Annotated in this window: 12 protein-coding genes; 6 read left to right on the forward strand and 6 right to left on the reverse strand. The window is 71.2% G+C overall.

The features are described from left to right. Positions 1-96: 96 nt before the first annotated feature. A complete protein-coding gene (glmU, locus tag ADL25_RS28550) occupies positions 97-1,545 on the reverse strand; it encodes a bifunctional UDP-N-acetylglucosamine diphosphorylase/glucosamine-1-phosphate N-acetyltransferase GlmU (RefSeq protein ID WP_059130824.1) in 1,449 nt (482 codons plus the stop codon). Positions 1,546-2,272: 727 nt separating this feature from the next. Between glmU and ADL25_RS28555 the strand changes: the two genes are divergently transcribed. Beyond that, a complete protein-coding gene (locus ADL25_RS28555) occupies positions 2,273-3,592 on the forward strand; it encodes a sensor histidine kinase (RefSeq protein ID WP_059130712.1) in 1,320 nt (439 codons plus the stop codon). Positions 3,593-3,651: 59 nt separating this feature from the next. On the opposite strand, the gene ADL25_RS28560 is transcribed toward ADL25_RS28555, so the two are convergent. Further along, on the reverse strand, positions 3,652-4,146 hold the full coding sequence (locus ADL25_RS28560) for an SUKH-3 domain-containing protein (protein WP_059130713.1): 495 nt from the start codon (positions 4,144-4,146) through the stop codon (positions 3,652-3,654). 85 nt (positions 4,147-4,231) lie between these two features. Then, positions 4,232-4,732, reverse strand: coding sequence for a YwqJ-related putative deaminase (locus ADL25_RS28565; RefSeq protein ID WP_059130714.1), 501 nt, complete (start codon positions 4,730-4,732; stop codon positions 4,232-4,234). Positions 4,733-4,996: 264 nt separating this feature from the next. On the opposite strand from ADL25_RS28565, the gene ADL25_RS28570 reads away from it, so the two are divergent. The 3 genes from ADL25_RS28570 to ADL25_RS28580 all read left to right on the forward strand — a co-directional run bounded on the left by ADL25_RS28570 (position 4,997) and on the right by ADL25_RS28580 (position 9,712). After that, the gene (locus ADL25_RS28570) at positions 4,997-6,007 is read left to right on the forward strand and encodes an SMI1/KNR4 family protein (protein WP_079050622.1); all 1,011 of its coding nucleotides are present in this window, start codon (positions 4,997-4,999) and stop codon (positions 6,005-6,007) included. A 9-nt stretch (positions 6,008-6,016) separates the two neighbouring features. Continuing rightward, on the forward strand, positions 6,017-8,638 hold the full coding sequence (locus ADL25_RS28575) for an SUKH-4 family immunity protein (protein ID WP_059130716.1): 2,622 nt from the start codon (positions 6,017-6,019) through the stop codon (positions 8,636-8,638). Positions 8,639-8,827: 189 nt separating this feature from the next. Further along, a complete protein-coding gene (locus tag ADL25_RS28580; RefSeq protein ID WP_059130717.1) occupies positions 8,828-9,712 on the forward strand; it encodes a DivIVA domain-containing protein in 885 nt (294 codons plus the stop codon). 24 nt (positions 9,713-9,736) lie between these two features. On the opposite strand, the gene ADL25_RS28585 is transcribed toward ADL25_RS28580, so the two are convergent. The 3 genes from ADL25_RS28585 to ADL25_RS28595 all read right to left on the reverse strand — a co-directional run bounded on the left by ADL25_RS28585 (position 9,737) and on the right by ADL25_RS28595 (position 13,556). Beyond that, entirely contained in the window at positions 9,737-11,371 is a 1,635-nt protein-coding gene (locus ADL25_RS28585) for a cation acetate symporter (protein ID WP_059130718.1), read from the reverse strand. Continuing rightward, the gene (locus tag ADL25_RS28590) at positions 11,368-11,811 is read right to left on the reverse strand and encodes a DUF485 domain-containing protein (protein WP_059130719.1); all 444 of its coding nucleotides are present in this window, start codon (positions 11,809-11,811) and stop codon (positions 11,368-11,370) included. Before ADL25_RS28590 ends, ADL25_RS28585 begins: the two co-directional genes overlap by 4 nt. A gap of 251 nt (positions 11,812-12,062) precedes the next feature. Beyond that, entirely contained in the window at positions 12,063-13,556 is a 1,494-nt protein-coding gene (locus ADL25_RS28595; protein ID WP_059130720.1) for an MFS transporter, read from the reverse strand. Positions 13,557-14,052: 496 nt separating this feature from the next. Here ADL25_RS28595 and ADL25_RS28600 point away from each other — a divergent pair, with 496 nt between their 5' ends. Together ADL25_RS28600 and ADL25_RS28605 are read left to right on the forward strand one after the other, a co-directional pair. Continuing rightward, positions 14,053-14,841, forward strand: coding sequence for an ABC transporter ATP-binding protein (locus ADL25_RS28600; RefSeq protein ID WP_059130721.1), 789 nt, complete (start codon positions 14,053-14,055; stop codon positions 14,839-14,841). Next, a complete protein-coding gene (locus ADL25_RS28605) occupies positions 14,838-17,417 on the forward strand; it encodes an ABC transporter permease (protein WP_059130722.1) in 2,580 nt (859 codons plus the stop codon). The genes ADL25_RS28600 and ADL25_RS28605 overlap by 4 nt, the downstream gene beginning before the upstream one ends. The last annotated feature ends 25 nt before the right edge of the window (positions 17,418-17,442 follow it).

The raw sequence follows: 17,442 nt of genomic DNA on the forward strand, positions 1-17,442 counted from the left end.
CGGCAGACGCCGCGGCTGGGTGCGACGGCCGTCTCAGCTGGTGGGTGCGGGTGTGCACTTATCACGGTACGCCGTGTCAGACGCACCTGTTTCCGGTCAGGCTTCGCCTTCCACGTCCCGGACAGCCGCCTCGGCCGCCTTCGCAGCCGCGCTCCCCGGACGCTTACGGGCCACCCAGCCCTCGATATTCCGCTGTTGACCACGGGCCACAGCCAGCGAACCGGCCGGCACATCCTTCGTGATCACAGACCCCGCGGCCGTGTAGGCGCCGTCCCCGACCGTGACGGGAGCCACAAACATGTTGTCCGAACCGGTGCGGCAGTGCGACCCCACCGTGGTGTGGTGCTTGTCCTGCCCGTCGTAGTTCACGAAGACACTCGCCGCGCCGATGTTCGTGTACTCGCCGATCGTCGCGTCCCCCACGTACGACAGATGCGGCACCTTCGTGCCCTCACCGATGGAGGCGTTCTTCGTCTCCACGTACGTACCGATCTTCGACTTCGGACCCAGCCGCGTACCCGGACGGAGATAGGCATACGGGCCGACGGAGGCCTGCGGCCCCACGACCGCCCCGTCGGACACGGTGTTGTCCACCCGCGCCCCCGCACCCACCGAGGTGTCCTTCAGCCGCGAATTCGGGCCCACCTCGGCCCCCTGCCCGATGTGGGTCGAACCGAGCAGCTGCGTCCCCGGCAGCACGACCGCGTCCTGCTCGAACGTCACGGCCACATCGACCCAGGTGGTCGCGGGATCGACGACCGTCACCCCAGCGAGCATCGCGTCGGTCAGCAACCGGTCGTTCAGGATGCGGCGGGCCTGCGCCAGCTGCACCCGGTTGTTGATGCCCGCGATCTCACGGTGATCGCCGGCCACGGACGCACCCACACGGTGCCCGGCCTCCCGCAGGATCCCGAGAACGTCGGTGAGGTACTCCTCGCCCTGGCTGTTGTCCGTGCGGACCTTCCCGAGGGCGTCGGCGAGCAGAGGCCCGTCGAAGGCGAACACACCGGAGTTGATCTCCTTGATCGCCCGCTCGGCGTCGCTCGCGTCCTTGTGCTCCACGATCGCGGTCACGGCACCGGTGCCGCTGTCACGGACGATACGGCCGTAGCCGGTGGCGTCGGGCACCTCCGCGGTCAGCACCGTGACGGCGTTGCCGTCCTGCTGATGCGTGCCGGCCAGCCGCTGGAGGGTCTCGCCCGTCAGCAGCGGAGTGTCGCCGCACACCACGACGACGGTGCCCTCGACGGACCCGCCCAGCTCCTCCAGAGCCATCCGGACGGCGTGCCCCGTCCCGTTCTGCTCGGCCTGGACCGCTGTCCTGGCCTCCGGGTCGATCCCGGTGAGGTGCGCGGTGACCTGCTCCCGGGCGTGGCCCACGACGACGACGAGGTTCTCGGGCTTCAACTCGCGTGCGGCGGCGAGTACATGCCCGACGAGGGAGCGGCCACAGATCTCGTGCAGAACCTTGGGTGTGGCCGACTTCATACGGGTGCCCTCACCCGCTGCGAGAACGACGACGGCGGCCGGGCGGTTGGCGCTCACGGAGATGCCCTTCGGCTTCATGGTGGGGTGGACAACCGCAGGATACCGGGGTGTTTCCGGTGCGACATGAGAGCGGGCCCTGACGGTGCTGTCAGGGCCCGGGCGCCAGCAGCTCCCCCATCAGGATTCGAACCTGAACTTAAGGGACCAAAACCCTCAGTGCTGCCTGGTTACACCATGGGGGAAGACACCTGGCTGAATCGGACATTCGGTCAGACCGCCGGGTTGGCACCCAACACTATGCCGTACCAGGACCCCTCGATGCGACGGTACAAGTCGGCTCCCTTCAGGACTTTGATCACCAGGCATCCTCGGTGGGAGTCCGCCGACGTTCTTGCGCACCGTCCTGGGATCGTGCTTCTCGAGCGTCGCGGTTGCGCCTGCGCTCCGGCGTCGGAGGACCCCGTACCCACATCGAGACGGAACTCCTCGAGCACCCCAGTTGTTGAAGATCTTCAACTGGTTGCGATCTGCCGAAGGCTGAGCCACGAGCGCCCTGGCGCGACCGCCCGTTCCCTCGGTTCTTCGAAGTCCGCGTATTTGCCCTGTGCGTCTGCCACGGGCATACCGTCCGGGCGGAATGTGGTCGTCCGTGGTCGAACGTTGTGTGATTCAGCAGTTCGAGGGATTCCGGCCGGTTTCGCTTCTGTTCGATTACGGAGGGTGGTGTGACGCAGCAGTGGAAACTCGCCGGAAAACCCCCGCCCTGCGCCCGTAGGCTGGAGGCATGACCACGACGGGGGAAGTCCACCAGGGGGCCGTGACCGGCCCGTGGTGGTGGACGCGGTGGCGTAGTGCGGTGCTCGACATGTCTCTCGCGGCGGTGTCCGCCGTGGAGTGCTCGTTGGAGGGCATCCAGTTCTCGAGGGATGCCGGGCTGCCCGTTCCGGTCGGGATGGCGTTCGGGCTGTTCGCCGGGGTCACGTTGCTGCTGCGACGGAAGTGGCCCGTGGCGGTGGTGCTCGTGTCGATCGCGATCACTCCGGCGCAGATGGGTTTCCTGCTGGGTCTCGTGGGGCTGTACACGCTGGCGGCCTCGGAGTTGCCCCGGCGGATCATCGGCGCGCTGGCGGGGATGTCGTTCGTCGGGATGTTCATCGTCACGTATGTGCGGGCGCATCAGGGGATGGTGCGCGGGGATCTGTCGATCGCGGGCGGGTTCATCCCGTTTCTTTCGGTCACCACCGCGCTGGGGATGACGGCTCCGCCCGTGTTGCTCGGGTTGTATGTGGGGGCCCGGCGGCGGCTGATGGAGAGCCTGCGGGAGCGGGCGGACTCGCTGGAGCGGGAGTTGATGCTGCTCGCTGAGCGGGCGGAGGAGCGGGCCGAGTGGGCGCGGAACGAGGAGCGGACGCGGATCGCGCGGGAGATGCATGACGTCGTCGCGCATCGGGTGAGTCTGATGGTGGTGCATGCGGCGGCGCTGCAGGCGGTGGCGCGGAAGGATCCGGAGAAGGCGGTCAAGAACGCCGCCCTGGTCGGGGACATGGGCCGGCAGGCGCTGACGGAGTTGCGCGAGATGCTCGGGGTGCTGCGTACGGGGGAGGGGCTGGCGGGCCGGTCGGTGCGGGACGCTGTGCCGCTTGCGGCTGTCGGGGCGGCTGCGGCGGCCGCAGCGTCCCGGGCGGTGGGGGATTCCTCCGAGGGGCCGTGTCTGGCCGAGTTGGACGAGCTGATCGGGCAGTCGGCGGCGGCCGGGATGGTTGTGCACCTGTCGGTGGAGGGTCAGGTGCGCGCGTATGCGCGTGAGGTGGAGCAGACCGCGTATCGCGTGGTGCAGGAGGCGCTGACCAACGTGCACAAGCACGCGGCGGGGGCGAAGACGCATGTGCGGCTGGCGCACCGCTCGGCGGAGATCGCGATGCAGGTGGAGAACGAGCCGCCGTCGGAGCCGGGTTCGGCGCAGTCGGCGCGGTTGCCGAGTGGGGGCAACGGCCTCGTCGGGATGAAGGAGCGGGTCAGCGCGTTGGGCGGGGTTTTTGTGTCGGGGCCGACGGACGCCGGTGGGTTCCGGGTGTCGGCGGTCATTCCGGCCCAGGTGGCCTGAGGCGGTCCCGGGTGCGGGCCGGCTTTTGTGTGCCATGGCCCGTGTGGTGGTGGCGGTCGTCAGCCGGGGGTGAGCCGTACGGGTTCGATCCCGGTGAGCAGGGTGGCGAGGCCGTGGTCGATGTCGGGGCCGAGGTACCAGTCGCCGGTGTGGTCGAGGGCGTAGACGCGGCCTTCGGTGTCGATGGCGAGGACCGCGCGGCTGTCGGTCTCCTCGCCGAGGGGGCAGACCTCGGTGTCGAGGGCCCGGCCGAGGTCGCCGAGGGTGCGGGCCATGTGGAGGCCGTGCAGGGGGTCGAGGTGGAGGGCGGCGGGGGCGAGCCCGCGGCCGGGTCCTTGTGCGGTGATGTGCAGTGCGCCGAATTCCGCCCATGCTTCGACGGCCGCGGGGAAGACCGCGTGCTGGTGGCCTGCGGGGGAGGTGTGGCCGCGGAGGGTGTCGGCCCAGACTTCCGCCTGCTTTATGTCCCAGCGGCCCGGTTGCCAGCCGGCGGCGCGCAATGCGGCGTCGACGGGTACGGAGAAGCGTGTGGTGGAGGTGCGGTCGGCGTGCATCTGCCCTTCGTTCGTCGAGTGCGGTGGCGCGGCGCGGGCGCCGTCGTGCGGTGGGGTGTGGGGGTGGTGGTGCTGCGCCGTGGGGTCAGTCCTGTGCCGTGGGGTCGACGATGCGTACGCCGAAGTGGTCGCTGAGTGCGGTGCAGGCGCGGCAGGGTGCGGCGAAGCTGCCGTGCAGGGGGTCGCCGTCCTCGCGGATGCGGCGGGCGGTGAGCTTGGCCTGTTTGAGGGTTTTGCGGGCTTCGCCGTTGGTCATGGGTTTGCGTGCGGCGCGTTTGGTGCGTGCCGCGTCGGCGGTGGCGATGTGCCGCGAGATGAGGATCGTTTCGGCGCATCTGCCGGTGCAGCGGTCGCGCTGGCCGCTGGTGAGGGTGTCGAGGAAGTCCTGGACGAGAGGGTGCAGGACGGGGGGCTGGTCGCCGCGGGCGGCGGTGCCGGTGAGGGTGGCGCCGCGGACGGAGAGGGCGGCGGCGACGGTGGGGAGTATGCCGTCGCGACGGTGGTGGAGGGTGGGGGCGGGGGCGGCGTCGCTGGTGCTCCAGTCGACGCGTGGGTCTCCCGACGTGCCCGTTTGTGTTGCGTTCATGATCGTCTTCCCCTCCCTTGCATCCCTCCTGGGAGGAAACAGACTGCCAAATGCCCTGGCCGGTGCGGAAGCTGGGGCGCTGCGACACGCCAGGGCTTCGGCGTACGGTCACGGTGGGGTGACGGCTGGTCACGATGGCGGCGTGTCGGCCACGGTGTGTGAGCGGTGGCCCGGTGACCGGCGCCGTCGTACCGCATAGGCTGGTGACATCCGCGATCCACACTGCCGTAGAGGCCAGACAGAACGCCGCAGGGGGCAAACGTCATGACGACAGGTCGGCTCGGGCTGGGGGTACCTCAGGCTGGGGGACATGCCGCGCCGCCGAACGCGGCTTACGCCGGACAGGTCGTGCACTTTCCTGACCCGGTGAGGGCTGCTCGGCATCCCAGGGGGGTGCAGGTCGACGAGTTCGGGTATCCCGACTTCTCGCCCTATGCCCGTGCGGCCGCGGAGATCGCGGAGCCGCCCGAGGGGTTCGGTGTGGACGAGTTGCGGCTGACGGACTACGTGTCGGCGAATGCGGTGTCGGCGGCGTCCGGCAACGAGCTGTGGGACACGATCCCGGCGGTGGCGACGCCGCACGGGTGGACGTGGCACCACGTCCGGGGCACGCGGCGGCTGGAGTTGGTCCCGGTCGAGGTGAAGGCGCTGTTGCGGCATCACGGCGGGGTGGCGACGGCGCGCGTCGATCACGGCAAGCGGGGGACGCGTCCGCTGCAGGAGACGCGGCCGGCGCACTTCGGGCTGCCGAAGTCGTCGGTGGCGGTGACGGAGCAGCAGGTGCTGGGGGTCGAGGAGGACCTGGGGTACCGGCTGCCGGGCGCGTACCGGTCGTTCCTGAAGGCGGCGGGTGGTGCGGCGCCGGTGGGCGTTGCGCTCGACGCGGAGTTGGGGCTGCTGGTGGACCAGCCGTTCTTCACGGTGCGGGACGAGGCGGCCGTCAACGACCTTGTCTATATGAACAAGTGTCTGCGCGACCATCTGACGAAGGACTATCTGGGTGTCGGGTTCGTGCAGGGCGGTCTGCTGGCCGTGAAGGTGAAGGGCGACGCGATCGGTTCGGTCTGGTTCTGCGCCTATGACGACGTGCGTGACGTGGATGCGTCGTGGACGGCGGCCGAGCGTGTGCGGCGGCTGTTGCTGCCGTGCGGTGACGACTTCGACGGGTTTCTGTCGCGGCTCGCGGGCGGTCCGCCGGAGTTGGAGACCGTGGCGAACCTGATGGTGGACGGTGGGTTCGCGCGCGCGGTGCCTGTGTCGTCGGTGGGGGAGTGAGTCGAAGCGATGGTGACGTTCGCTCAGGCGCAGGAGCGCGCGGAAGAGTGGATCAACGGTGACGTGCCGACGTACCAGCATCGTGAGGTGCGGGTGCGGGAGTTCGAGCTCGGCTTCGTGGTGTGGGCGGAGGACAGGGCCGAGGGGCCGCGGTCGGACGGTGGCGCGCAGCGGCTGGTGATAGCCCGTGACAGCGGTGAGGCGACGCTGTGGCCGGGCCTTGCGGTGGGTGAGGTGATCCGCCGGTACGAGGAGCAGTACGGGGTGGTGGACGCGGCGGCGCGGCAGGCGCCGGCGCCGCCGGCCCGGGTGGATCTGAACCAGACGTCGTTCCTGCTGAGCCCGCCGGAATGGCTTCAGGAGGCGGCCGACAGGATGGGTATTCCGGACCGTCGCCGGGACGGCGGTTCGTCGTCCGGGGCGTCGGACGGCGCGGGTCCGCGCCCGGCCGCGGCGGCCGGGTCCCAGGACGGTGCGGCTGCCGCGGCCCCTTCGGGTACGCCGTGGCCCGCGGCCGGGGGCGGGCAGGAGGAGCCGCAGGACGCGAGGCCGGGTGTGCCGGCGGGGGCGACGCCGTGGACGGGGACGGACACCAACGCCGATGCGGGCGAGGACCGTTCGGTTCCGCTGCCGGCGACGGTGTTCGCGCCGCCGTTGGCCGACGCGGACGACGGCGGTACGCCGCCGCCCGCGTCCGTCCCGGATGCGGAGACCACGCTGATGGCGGGCGGCAGCCGGCTGCCGCATACGTCGGTCGCTCCGGTGGTGGAGGAGCCGGGGGCGGGCGCCGCGCCCGGGGGTGCGCCCTCGTACGGCTATCCGCAGGGTCCGGGCGGCGCGCCGGGTGCGCCGCAGGGTCCGGGTGGTCCCGGTGCTCCGGCGTACGGCTATCCGCAGGGCCCCGGTGGTGCGCCGGGCGCGCCTCGGCAGGATGGGCCGCAGGCTCCCGTAGCGCCCGGCGCCGGGCAGCCCCCGGCGGCTTCGGCCGCGTCGGGCCCGCGGCTCGCGCCGAACGCCGAGGACATCGCCGATGCCGCGACCAGCAAGGCGGCGCCTCCTCGGGGGGCGCGGTCCGGGGGTGCGCTCCGTCCGCCGGGTGAGCCCGGCGCGCCGGGGCCGCGGCCGGGTGCCGCACCGCCGCCTCCGCCGCCGGGCCCCGGGGCGGGTGGTTATGTGCCGACCCAGTTGGTGTCACAGCTCGGGCCCGGCGGGCCGGGGGGTGCCGCGGGCCCGGGTGCTCCGCAGCCGCCGGGCGCCCCTGGTGCACCGGGTGTGCCGCCGCGTGCGCCGGGCGCCGCCACTCCTGCGGCGCCGGCCGCTCCCGCGGGGCCGCCGGTTCCTCCGGGGCCGCCGGGGGGTGCTCCGCAGACTCCGGGTGCGCCGAACACGCCGGGTGGTACGCCTCCCGGCGGAGCGCACCACGCGGCCACGATGCTCGCCGGTCCGTCCGGCCCGGGTGCCCCGCAGCCGCCGGCCGCCCCCGGCGCCCCGGGGATGCCTCCCGGCGCTCCGGGTGTCGTCCACCACGCCGAGACCGTGCTGTCCGGGCCGCCGGCCGGTGGGCCCGGGACGCCTCCGCCGCCCCCGGGGGCCCCGGGTGTGCCGCCCGGGGCTCCGCAGCCGGTGCCGGGTCAGCAGCCGGCGTACGGGTATCCGCCCTCCGGTCTGCCGACGGTGGGTCCCGGCTACCAGGCCGTGCTGCGCTACCGCGCGCAGGACGGTTCCGAGCAGCAGCTGATCCGGCGTTCGGCGCCGGGAACTCCGCATCCGGAGTGGCAGATCTTCCACGAGCTGCGGGCGATGAACGTCCCGCCGGACCAGGTGCTGGAGCTGCACACGGAGCTGGAGTCGTGCGAGCTGCCGGGGGCCTACTGCGCGCGGATGATCCGGGAGAACTGGCCGCAGGCGCGGATCACCAGCATCGCCCCGTACGGCACCGATCACGCCTCGCGTCAGCAGGGCATGCAGCAACTGCTGGCGCACCAGGGTGAGTTGCACCAGGTGGCGGACGGTCCGGCGCGGCCGGGCCCGGTGCGTGCGCCGCTGCCCGCGGTGCAGCCCGTGCCGCCGATCCCGCCGGAGGGCATCGCGCAGGAGCTGGCGGGCGCCTTCGGGCCGGGGATCTTCCGGTTCGATCATGCCGCGGTCTCCCGGCAGGGTGTGCCGCCGATCGTGTCGCACACCCTGGTGGTGGCCGGACTGCCGCTGGACATGGGCCCGTTCTTCTGGGCGCAGGCCCAGCCGGGCCGTCCGGTGCCGACGCTGGCCGAACTGGCGCAGGAGCGTGGCGTGCAGCCCGCCCCGGACGCGGCCTCGTACCTGGTCATGGGCAGCGACTTCGGCAAGGCGATCTGTGTGCAGTACGGCACGGCGAACATCGTCGCGGTGCCGGTGGAGGGTGCCGTCTCCGTTCCGCCGCAGTTCGTGAACACGGGCCTGCCCGAGTTCGTGCGCTGTCTTGCGCTGCTCGGGCGGATGTGGCGGCTGAGGTTCGGGCTCAACCAGGAGCAGGCGGGCCGCTGGACCGTGGACTTCCAGGCCCAACTCGCCTCCCTGGACCCGGCGGCGCTCGGTTCGCCGGAGAGCTGGTGGTCGGTGCTGCTGGAACAGATGTGGGACGGGCTGCTCTGACCCGTTTCTGAGGTTTCGTCAAGGGCTGGGCCCGGTCGTACATACGACCGGGCCCAGCCCCTTTTTCAGGTGATCTTCACCGCTGTCCGTTGCTTACATGTGGAGTGTCGCGTTATGAACACTTCTGTCTGATCCATCAAGATGTGCGCACGATCATCGGCTCCTGTGGGTCGGGCGGAGAGGGGTTCCATGAGCAGCGCAGCGGGGTCGCCGCACGGCTTCGTGTCCGTGCGGCGGGGTTACCGTCCCGATCAGGTCGACGCGTACACCGCGGCCCTCTCGCAGGACCGCGACGCCGCCTGGGAGCGGGCCGCCCGGCTCACCGTGCTGGCCAAGGAGATGGAGGGGGACCTGGAGCGGCTGCGCGAGACGGTGTCGCAGCTCGATCCGCAGACGTACGAGGCGCTCGGCGACCGGGCCCGGCGGTTGTTCGACATGGCGCGGGAGGAGGCCGGCGCCCTTCGGGACGAGGCGCGGCGGGAGTCGCAGGAGTTGGTCGCCGGGGCGGAGGAGGCGGCCGGACGGATGCGGCAGGCCGCGGAGGACCACGCGGGCGAGGTGCGTGCGGACGCCGAGGAGCGGGTCCGCACCCGGATGCTGGCGGCCCGGGCCGAGGCCGACGACATGCGGATCCAGGCACGGCGCGAGGTGAAGGAGGGGCGCGGTGAGGCGCTGGCCGCGCTGCGCGAGGTGCGGCAGCGCACCGAGACGCTGCTCGCCGAGCAGGAGCGGGAGCACGCCGAGCGCCAGGAAGGCGAGGAGCGCGCGGTGGCCGCGCGGGCCGCCGCGCTGGACGCGGCGGAGGCCGAGCGGGTGGCAGGGGTGGAGGCCGTACTGTCGCAGGCGAAGCAGGCGTTCGGCGAGGCCGAGGAGTCGGCCCGGCAGATCCAGCGGGACGCCAGGGCGCGTGCCGCCGAGATCATCGCCGATGCGCGCCTGCGGGAGGAGCGCATCGCCCGGGAGACGGAACGGGTGCTGCGGGAGCACGGCGAGCAATGGGACTGTGTGCAGGCCCAGATGGACCATGTGCGCAACAGCCTCGCCATGCTGACGGGCCGGGCCGTCGCGGAGTAGTCCGGGTTCTGGGCGTGCCCCCTCTCAGCCGCTCCTTCGCACCGCCCCCGCCAGGATCCACCCCTCCACCGCCTCGTACTGCCGGCGCTGCTCCGCGGCCTGGCGGCGGCCGGAGGCGATCGTGCCCAGCCAGCCGTAGGCGAAGCCGAGCGGGATGGAGACGAGACCGGTGGTGGTGAACGGATACCAGTTGAAGTCCACGTTCGGGAAGGCGGAGGTGGGGGAGCCCGAGACCAGGTTCGTTCCGGTCATCAGGACCACCACCGTCACCGTGCCGCCGATCAGCGTCCACAGCAGGCCGGTTCGGGTGTAGCGGCGCCAGAAGAGGCTGTACACGAGTGCCGGTGCGATCGCGGACGCACCGATGCAGAACGAGAGCGTCACCAGCGGCTGAAGGCTCAGGTGCTGGACGAGGGTGGCGAGCAGGATCGCCAGGGCGCCCACAGCCAGTGCCGACAGGCGTGCCGCCGTCATCTCGCGACGCGGTGTCAGGTCCCGTACGTGGGAGGCGAACACGTCGTGGGCGAGGGAGTTGGCGCAGGCGAGGATCATTCCGGCCACGGACGCCAGCAGGGTGAGGAAGATCGCCGTCGTCACCGCGGTGAACAGCAGGGTCGCGGCGGCGGACAGGTCCGGCCCGAACGCGGCCCGGGAGCCCAGCAGATAGGCCGTGCGGCCCTGCGGGTCGGCGGCCGCGACGGCCGCCCGCCCGATCAGGGCCGTCGCGCCGAACCCGACGACCGTGATGATGGGCACGAGCAGGGTCACCGACGGCACCGCCCAGGACAGCGAGCGGCGCACCTGCCGGGCGCTGTTGGCCGTGTACATGCGCATGGTGATGTGCGGCAGGCAGGCGCCGCCGAGCACCACCGTCAGCTCGGAACTGATCATGTCGAGTCGGGGGGCGGGACCGCCCGCGAACTGCAGTCCCGAGTGCAGGAAGGCGGAACCGACCCCGCTGTTCTGCGCGGCCGCCGTGAGCAACGCCCCCGGGTCCCAGCCGAAGCGGCGCAGGATCAGCGCGGCGACGGTCGCGCCGGAGCCCAGCAGCATCACGATCTTGAGGATCTGGATGAGGGCGGTGCCCTTCATGCCGCCGATCGCCGCGTAGCTGATCATCAGCGTGCCGAGGCCGACGATGCACCCCGTCTTCACGGAGTCGCCGGAGAAGCCGAGGATGAAGGCCAGCAGGTCCCCGGCCCCGGCGAGTTGGACGAGCATCATCGGCAGCAGCGCGGCGAGGGTCACGATGCACGCGGTCATGCGGACGGCCCGTCCCGGCATCCGCCGCGCCAGGGCGTCGCCCATGGTGAAACGGCCCGCGTTGCGCAGGGGTTCGGCCAGCAGGAACATCAGCAGCATCAGCGACAGGACCGTGCTCAGGGCGAGGACGACACCGTCGTACCCGGTGAGCGCGATGATCCCGCTGGTGCTGAGCACGGTGGCGGCGGAGATGTAGTCCCCCGCGATGGCGAGGCCGTTGCTCATCGGGGAGAGGGAACTGTAGCCGGTGTAGAACTCGTCGAGGTCGTCCCGGTCCGGGCCGGTCATCACACACAGCAGGAGCGTGATGGTGGCGACGGTGGTGAACGCCACGAGCGACATGGTCTGCGCCGAACTGCTGAATCCGGTGAGCCCGACGGCTGCGGTCGCGGTCATCGTCCGGCCTCCCGCTTGGCGTCCAGTGCGGTCTGCCGGCGGATGCGGTCGGCGATCGGGTCGACGGTGTGGCGGGCGGTGTACTCGTAGACGGCGATCGCGACGCAGGTGACGGGGACCTGGATCAGGCCCAGCAGCATGCCGGTGGTGAGACCGCCGGAGACCTCGCCCGTCATGAAGGAGGGCGCGAACGCGGACAGCACCAGGAAGAACGTGAAGTAGCCGAGCGCGGTCAGGGTGGCCACGCGCCGCTGCCGGCGGTAGGCGGTCCGCAGCACGCGCAGGTCGCTGTGGCGTCCGAGCGGCTGGTGGCGTGGCAGCCGCCTGCGGACCGGTTCGGCGGGCGGCGGCTGCCAGGGATAGGTCGCGTGCGACGGTGGCGCGTGGTGCGGCGGTGTGTACTCGGGGGGCGAATGCGGTGACAGAAAGGCGTCGGACATCCCGATTCTCCTTGCCGGCTCGGGTCCGTGGCGGCGGACCGCAGGGAGCGGGGGGTGGCGACGCACGTTACCCGCGCGTAGGGAACCGTGCGGGCTTTTCACCGAACTGAGCGGTCGGTATGCGCTTACCTTCACCGACCTGTGTTGTTACCCGCGTTTACTTCAATACTCAACGTCTCAGGGCCGGCCTCCGCGCGGCCCCGGCGGTAGCGGCCGGGACCGGCGGGAGCCCGCGTCGACACGGCCGTCGGTCAGTCGTTGAGCACCGGGAAGCGGCGTGGGGCCAGCAGGAGCAGGGCCACGAAGGCGAGCGCGGCCGCGCAGGACGCGCCCAGGTAGACCGAGTGGACCGCGGACGCGATCGCCCTGCGGGTCGCCTCCGGCACGGACCCCTTGTCCAGGGCCCTCGTCACCGCGTCCAGATCGCCGACACCGCCCAGCCGGGACGCCAGGACGCCGTTGGCGATCGCGCCGAACACCGACGCCCCCACGGTCTGGCCCGTCTGACGGCAGAACAGGACCGACGCCGTCGTCGTGCCGCGCTCCGACCAGCCGACCGTCGACTGCACGCCCACGATCAGCGGGAGCTGGAAGAGCCCCAGCGCACCGCCGAGCAGCAGCATCAGCAGCGTCGGCTGCCAGGGGGAGCCCGGATAGGGCAGGAAGGGGAAGGCCAGCAGGATCAGGGCCGCGAGCCCGATGCCCAGCAGCGCCGTGTCCCGGAAGCCGATGCGGCGGTACACGTGCTGGCTGAGCGCCGCCGACACCGGCCAGCTGAGCGTCCACACCGAGAGCACGAATCCGGCCGCGACCGGGGCGAGGCCGAGGACCGCCTGGGCGTACGTCGGCAGGAAGACCGACGGGGCCACCATCAGCAGCCCCAGCGCGCCGAGCGCCAGATTGACCGCGGCGATCGTACGGCGCCGCCACACCCAGCCGGGGATGATCGGCTCCGCCGCCCGGCGCTCGACCGCCACCACGATCGCGATCAGCGCGAGTCCGGCGGCGAACAGCGCCAGCGAGGGTGCCGACAGCCAGGGCCAGGCCACCCCGCCCTGCACCAGCGCCGTCAGCAGGACGCCACCGCACGCGAACACCGCGAGCGCCCCGGCCCAGTCGATACGGGGACGGGGACCCCGTTCCCGGTGCGGCTCGTGCAGATGGCGGACGATCAGCCACAGCGCGAGCGCCCCGATCGGCAGATTGACCAGGAAGATCCACCGCCAGTCGGCGTACGCGGCGAACACTCCGCCGAGCGCCGGGCCCGCGACCGCGGACACCGCCCACACCGTGGACAGCTTGGACTGGATCTTCGGACGCTCCTTCAGCGGGTACAGATCCGCGGCGAGCGTCTGCACCGTTCCCTGGAGGGCGCCGCCTCCCAGGCCCTGCACGATACGGAACGCGATCAGCGCACCCATGTTCCACGCGACCGCGCACAGCAGCGAGCCCACCAGGAAGAGGGCCGCGCCCGCGACCAGCACCGGCTTGCGGCCCATGGTGTCCGAGAGCTTGCCGTAGACGGGCAGCGTCACCGTCACGGCCAGCAGATAGCCCGAGAACAGCCAGGAGAAGACGGAGAAGCCGCCGAGGTCGCCGACGATCTGCGGCACGGCGGTCGACACGATCGTCGAGTCGAGCGCGGCGAGCGCCATCGCGAGCATCAGGGCGGCGACGACGGCGCCGCGCCTCGCGGATCCGGTGTGCCGTACGGCCTCTCGTGTCGCGGGTCTTGTACTGCCCACCGGATGCCCTCCCTTTCACATGTCTGCCGCACGCAAGTTTCTCACCGACCCGGACCCCGCGGTAAGGCCGACTCCGGGGGGCGCGTGAGGGCCTCGCGCGCCCCCCGGGGCCGTGGATCCTTGACCCTCACGCGACGGAAGGGTGGAGCCTGATGTCGCAGGTGGGTGGAGCCCACCCTGAGAAGGACTCCACCCTCCGGTGGACTGCCCCTAGGGGTAGCTCCGTACCAGGGCTCGGGGAGGGTTCGTCCCGACGGAGGACGAGCCGCGCCCCGTCCGTTCTTAACCTGGCTTTACGCCGCTGGGGAGCGGCCGGGACGCACGGGGGCGTGCCCGCCGTACCGGAAGGGGTGGGGTTTTCCCCAGCGGAAGACGGGGCCGGGCACCAGCGCGCCGGGGCCCCTCCCGGAACCAGACTGTTCGACGCGGCAGGGCACCGCCCGCCGCGACGCGGGACCGCACGTCCCGTCCACCGACCGCAAGAGGAGACTTTGCCATGACATCGGCCGTGACCATTCCCAGGCACGGGGGTACTGGAGGGCGTACGGCCGTAGCCGCGCGGGCGCGGCAGGTCGTCAAAGCGTACGGCTCCGGGGAGACCCGGGTCGTCGCCCTCGACCATGTCGACGTGGACATCGCGCGTGGCCAGTTCACCGCGATCATGGGCCCCTCGGGCTCGGGCAAGTCCACCCTGATGCACTGCCTCGCCGGGCTCGACACCGTGACGGGCGGCCAGATCTTCCTGGACGAGACCGAGATCACCCGGCTGAAGGACAAGAAGCTCACCCAGCTGCGCCGGGACCGCGTCGGATTCATCTTCCAGGCGTTCAACCTGCTTCCCACGCTGAACGCGATCGAGAACATCACGCTGCCCATGGACATCGCGGGTCGCAAGCCGGACCGCGCGTGGCTGAACCGCGTCGTGGAGACCGTGGGCCTGGCCGACCGCCTCAAGCACCGCCCCACCCAGCTCTCCGGAGGCCAGCAGCAGCGTGTCGCCGTGGCCCGCGCCCTGGCGGCCCGCCCCGAGATCATCTTCGGTGACGAGCCGACCGGAAACCTGGACTCACGGGCCGGCGCCGAGGTGCTGAGCTTCCTGCGCCGCTCGGTCGACGAGCTCGGCCAGACCATCGTGATGGTCACGCACGACCCGGTCGCCGCCTCGTACGCCGACCGCGTGCTCTACCTGGCGGACGGCCGGATCGTCGACGAGATGCTGAAGCCGACCGCGGACACCGTCCTCGACCGCATGAAGGACTTCGACGCCCGGGGGCGTACGTCATGACCGTCCTGAAGACCTCGATGCGCAACTTCTTCGCGCACAAGGGACGCATGGCCCTGTCGGCCGTCGCCGTCCTGCTGTCGGTGGCGTTCGTGTGCGGCACGCTCGTCTTCACCGACACGATGAACACGACCTTCGACAAGCTCTTCGCGGTCACGTCGTCGGATGTGACGGTCAGCGCGAAGGGCGCCTCCGACACCGGTGAGACCACGTCCGGGAACGGAAAGCCGCCCGTCATGCCGGCCTCCGTGCTCGGCGAGGTGCGCAAGGCGCAAGGGGTGAAGTCCGCCGAGGGCACGGTCTTCTCCACCTCGGTGACCGTCGTCGACGCCGATAAGAACAACCTGTCGCCCAAGAGCGGCGCCCCCACCATCGTGGGCAGCTGGAACGGCAACGACGCCCGCACCATGAAGATCACCTCGGGTGCGGCGCCCGAGGGCACCGACCAGATCATGGTCGACGCCGACACCGCCGACAAGCACCACCTGAAGCTCGGGGACGACATCGGCGTGATCAGCGCCGTCGGCACGCACTCCGCGAAGATCTCCGGAATCGCCACCTTCACCGTCACCAATCCCGGTGCCGCGATCTTCTACCTGGACACCAGGACGGCCCAGGAGGCGCTCGTCGGGAAGACCGGCGTCTACACGAACGTCAACGTCACCGCGGACAGCGGCGTCAGCGACGCACAGCTGAAGAAGAACGTGGCGGCCGGGATCGGTGGCGCCTACAAGGTGCAGACCGCGAAGGAGACCGCGGACGCCAACCAGAAGGACGTCGAGAGCCTCCTGAGCGTGATGAAGTACGCGATGCTCGGCTTCGCCGGGATCGCCTTCCTGGTCGGCATCTTCCTGATCATCAACACCTTCTCCATGCTGGTCGCCCAGCGGACCCGGGAGATCGGTCTGATGCGGGCGATCGGCTCCTCGCGCCGCCAGGTCAACCGCTCGGTGCTCACCGAGGCCCTGCTGCTCGGGGCGACGGGATCCGTTCTCGGTGTCGGTGCGGGAGTCGGCATCGCGGTCGGCCTGATGAAGCTGATGGGCTCGATGGGCATGCATCTGTCCACCAGTGATCTGACCGTCGCCTGGACGACCCCCGTGGCCGGTGTCGTGCTGGGTGTGGTCGTCACGATCCTGTCCGCCTACCTGCCCGCCCGGCGTGCCGGCAAGATCTCCCCGATGGCCGCACTCCGCGACGCGGGTGCCCCGGCCGACGCGAGGGCGGGACGGATCCGGGCCCTGATCGGCCTGCTCCTCACCGGCGCCGGCGGCTACTGCCTCTACCTGGCGGCGGCGGCCGACAAGGCCACGGACGGCTCGCTCTGGCTCGGCCTCGGCGTGGTCCTGTCGCTGATCGGCTTTGTCGCCGTCGGACCGCTGCTCGCGGGAGGTGTGGTCCGGGCGCTCGGAGCGGTCGTCCTGCGGATCTTCGGCCCGGTCGGGCGGATGGCCGAACGCAACGCCCTGCGCAACCCGCGCCGCACGGGCGCGACGGGCGCGGCCCTGATGATCGGCCTGGCCCTGGTGGCCTGCCTCTCGGTCGTCGGCTCCTCCATGGTGGCCTCCGCGACCGACCAGCTCGACAAGAGCGTCGGCACGGACTTCATCGTCCAGAGCGACAGCGGGCAGCTGATCACCCCGCAGGCGGTCAAGGCCGTGAAGTCCACCCCGGATCTCGAACGGGTCACCGAGTACAAGGTGCTCGACGCCGCACTGACCACGCCCGACGGACGCACCTCCAAGAACGAGACGATCAACGCCGCCGACCCGACCTACGCGCAGGACCTGCGCACCGAGACGGTCGCGGGAGACCTGGCGGACGCCTACCGCCCGGACTCGATGTCCGTCTTCGAAGGGTTCGCCAAGAAGCACGGCATCAAGGTCGGGTCCACCGTGAAGGTCGACTTCAAGGACGGCCGGACGGCCGATCTGACGGTCCGCGCGATCACCAGCGACGACGTCGTGATCGACAAGGGCGCGATGTACGCGTCGATCACCACGGCCGCGAAGTACGTGCCGGCCGACAGCATGCCGCTGGACGTCCTGGTGTTCGCCACGGCCAAGGACGGCCAGGAGACGGCCGCCTACAAGTCGCTGAAGTCGGCACTGCACGACTATCCGCAGTACACGGTCCGGGACCAGACCGACTACAAGCAGGCACTGAAGGACCAGATCGGCCAGCTGCTGAACATGATCTACGGCCTGCTGGCACTGGCGATCATCGTCGCGGTCCTGGGAGTCGTGAACACCCTGGCCCTGTCCGTGGTGGAGCGCACCCGGGAGATCGGCCTGATGCGGGCGATCGGGCTCTCGCGCCGCCAGCTGCGCAGGATGATCCGTCTGGAGTCGGTCGTGATCGCCCTCTTCGGTGCCCTGCTCGGCCTCGGACTCGGCATGGGCTGGGGCGCGACCGCCCAGAAGCTGCTGGCCCTCGAGGGACTGCAGGTCCTGGAGATCCCGTGGGGCACGATCATCGCGGTCTTCATCGGCTCCGCGTTCGTGGGCCTGCTCGCGGCCCTGATCCCGGCGTTCCGCGCCGGCCGGATGAACGTGCTGAACGCGATCGCCACCGAGTAGCCATCGGGCGGGGAGAACGGGGGCA

The sequence above is a fragment of the Streptomyces sp. NRRL F-5122 genome, from assembly GCF_001507435.1.
GTDB classification, from domain to species: Bacteria; Actinomycetota; Actinomycetes; order Streptomycetales; family Streptomycetaceae; genus Streptomyces; species Streptomyces lannensis.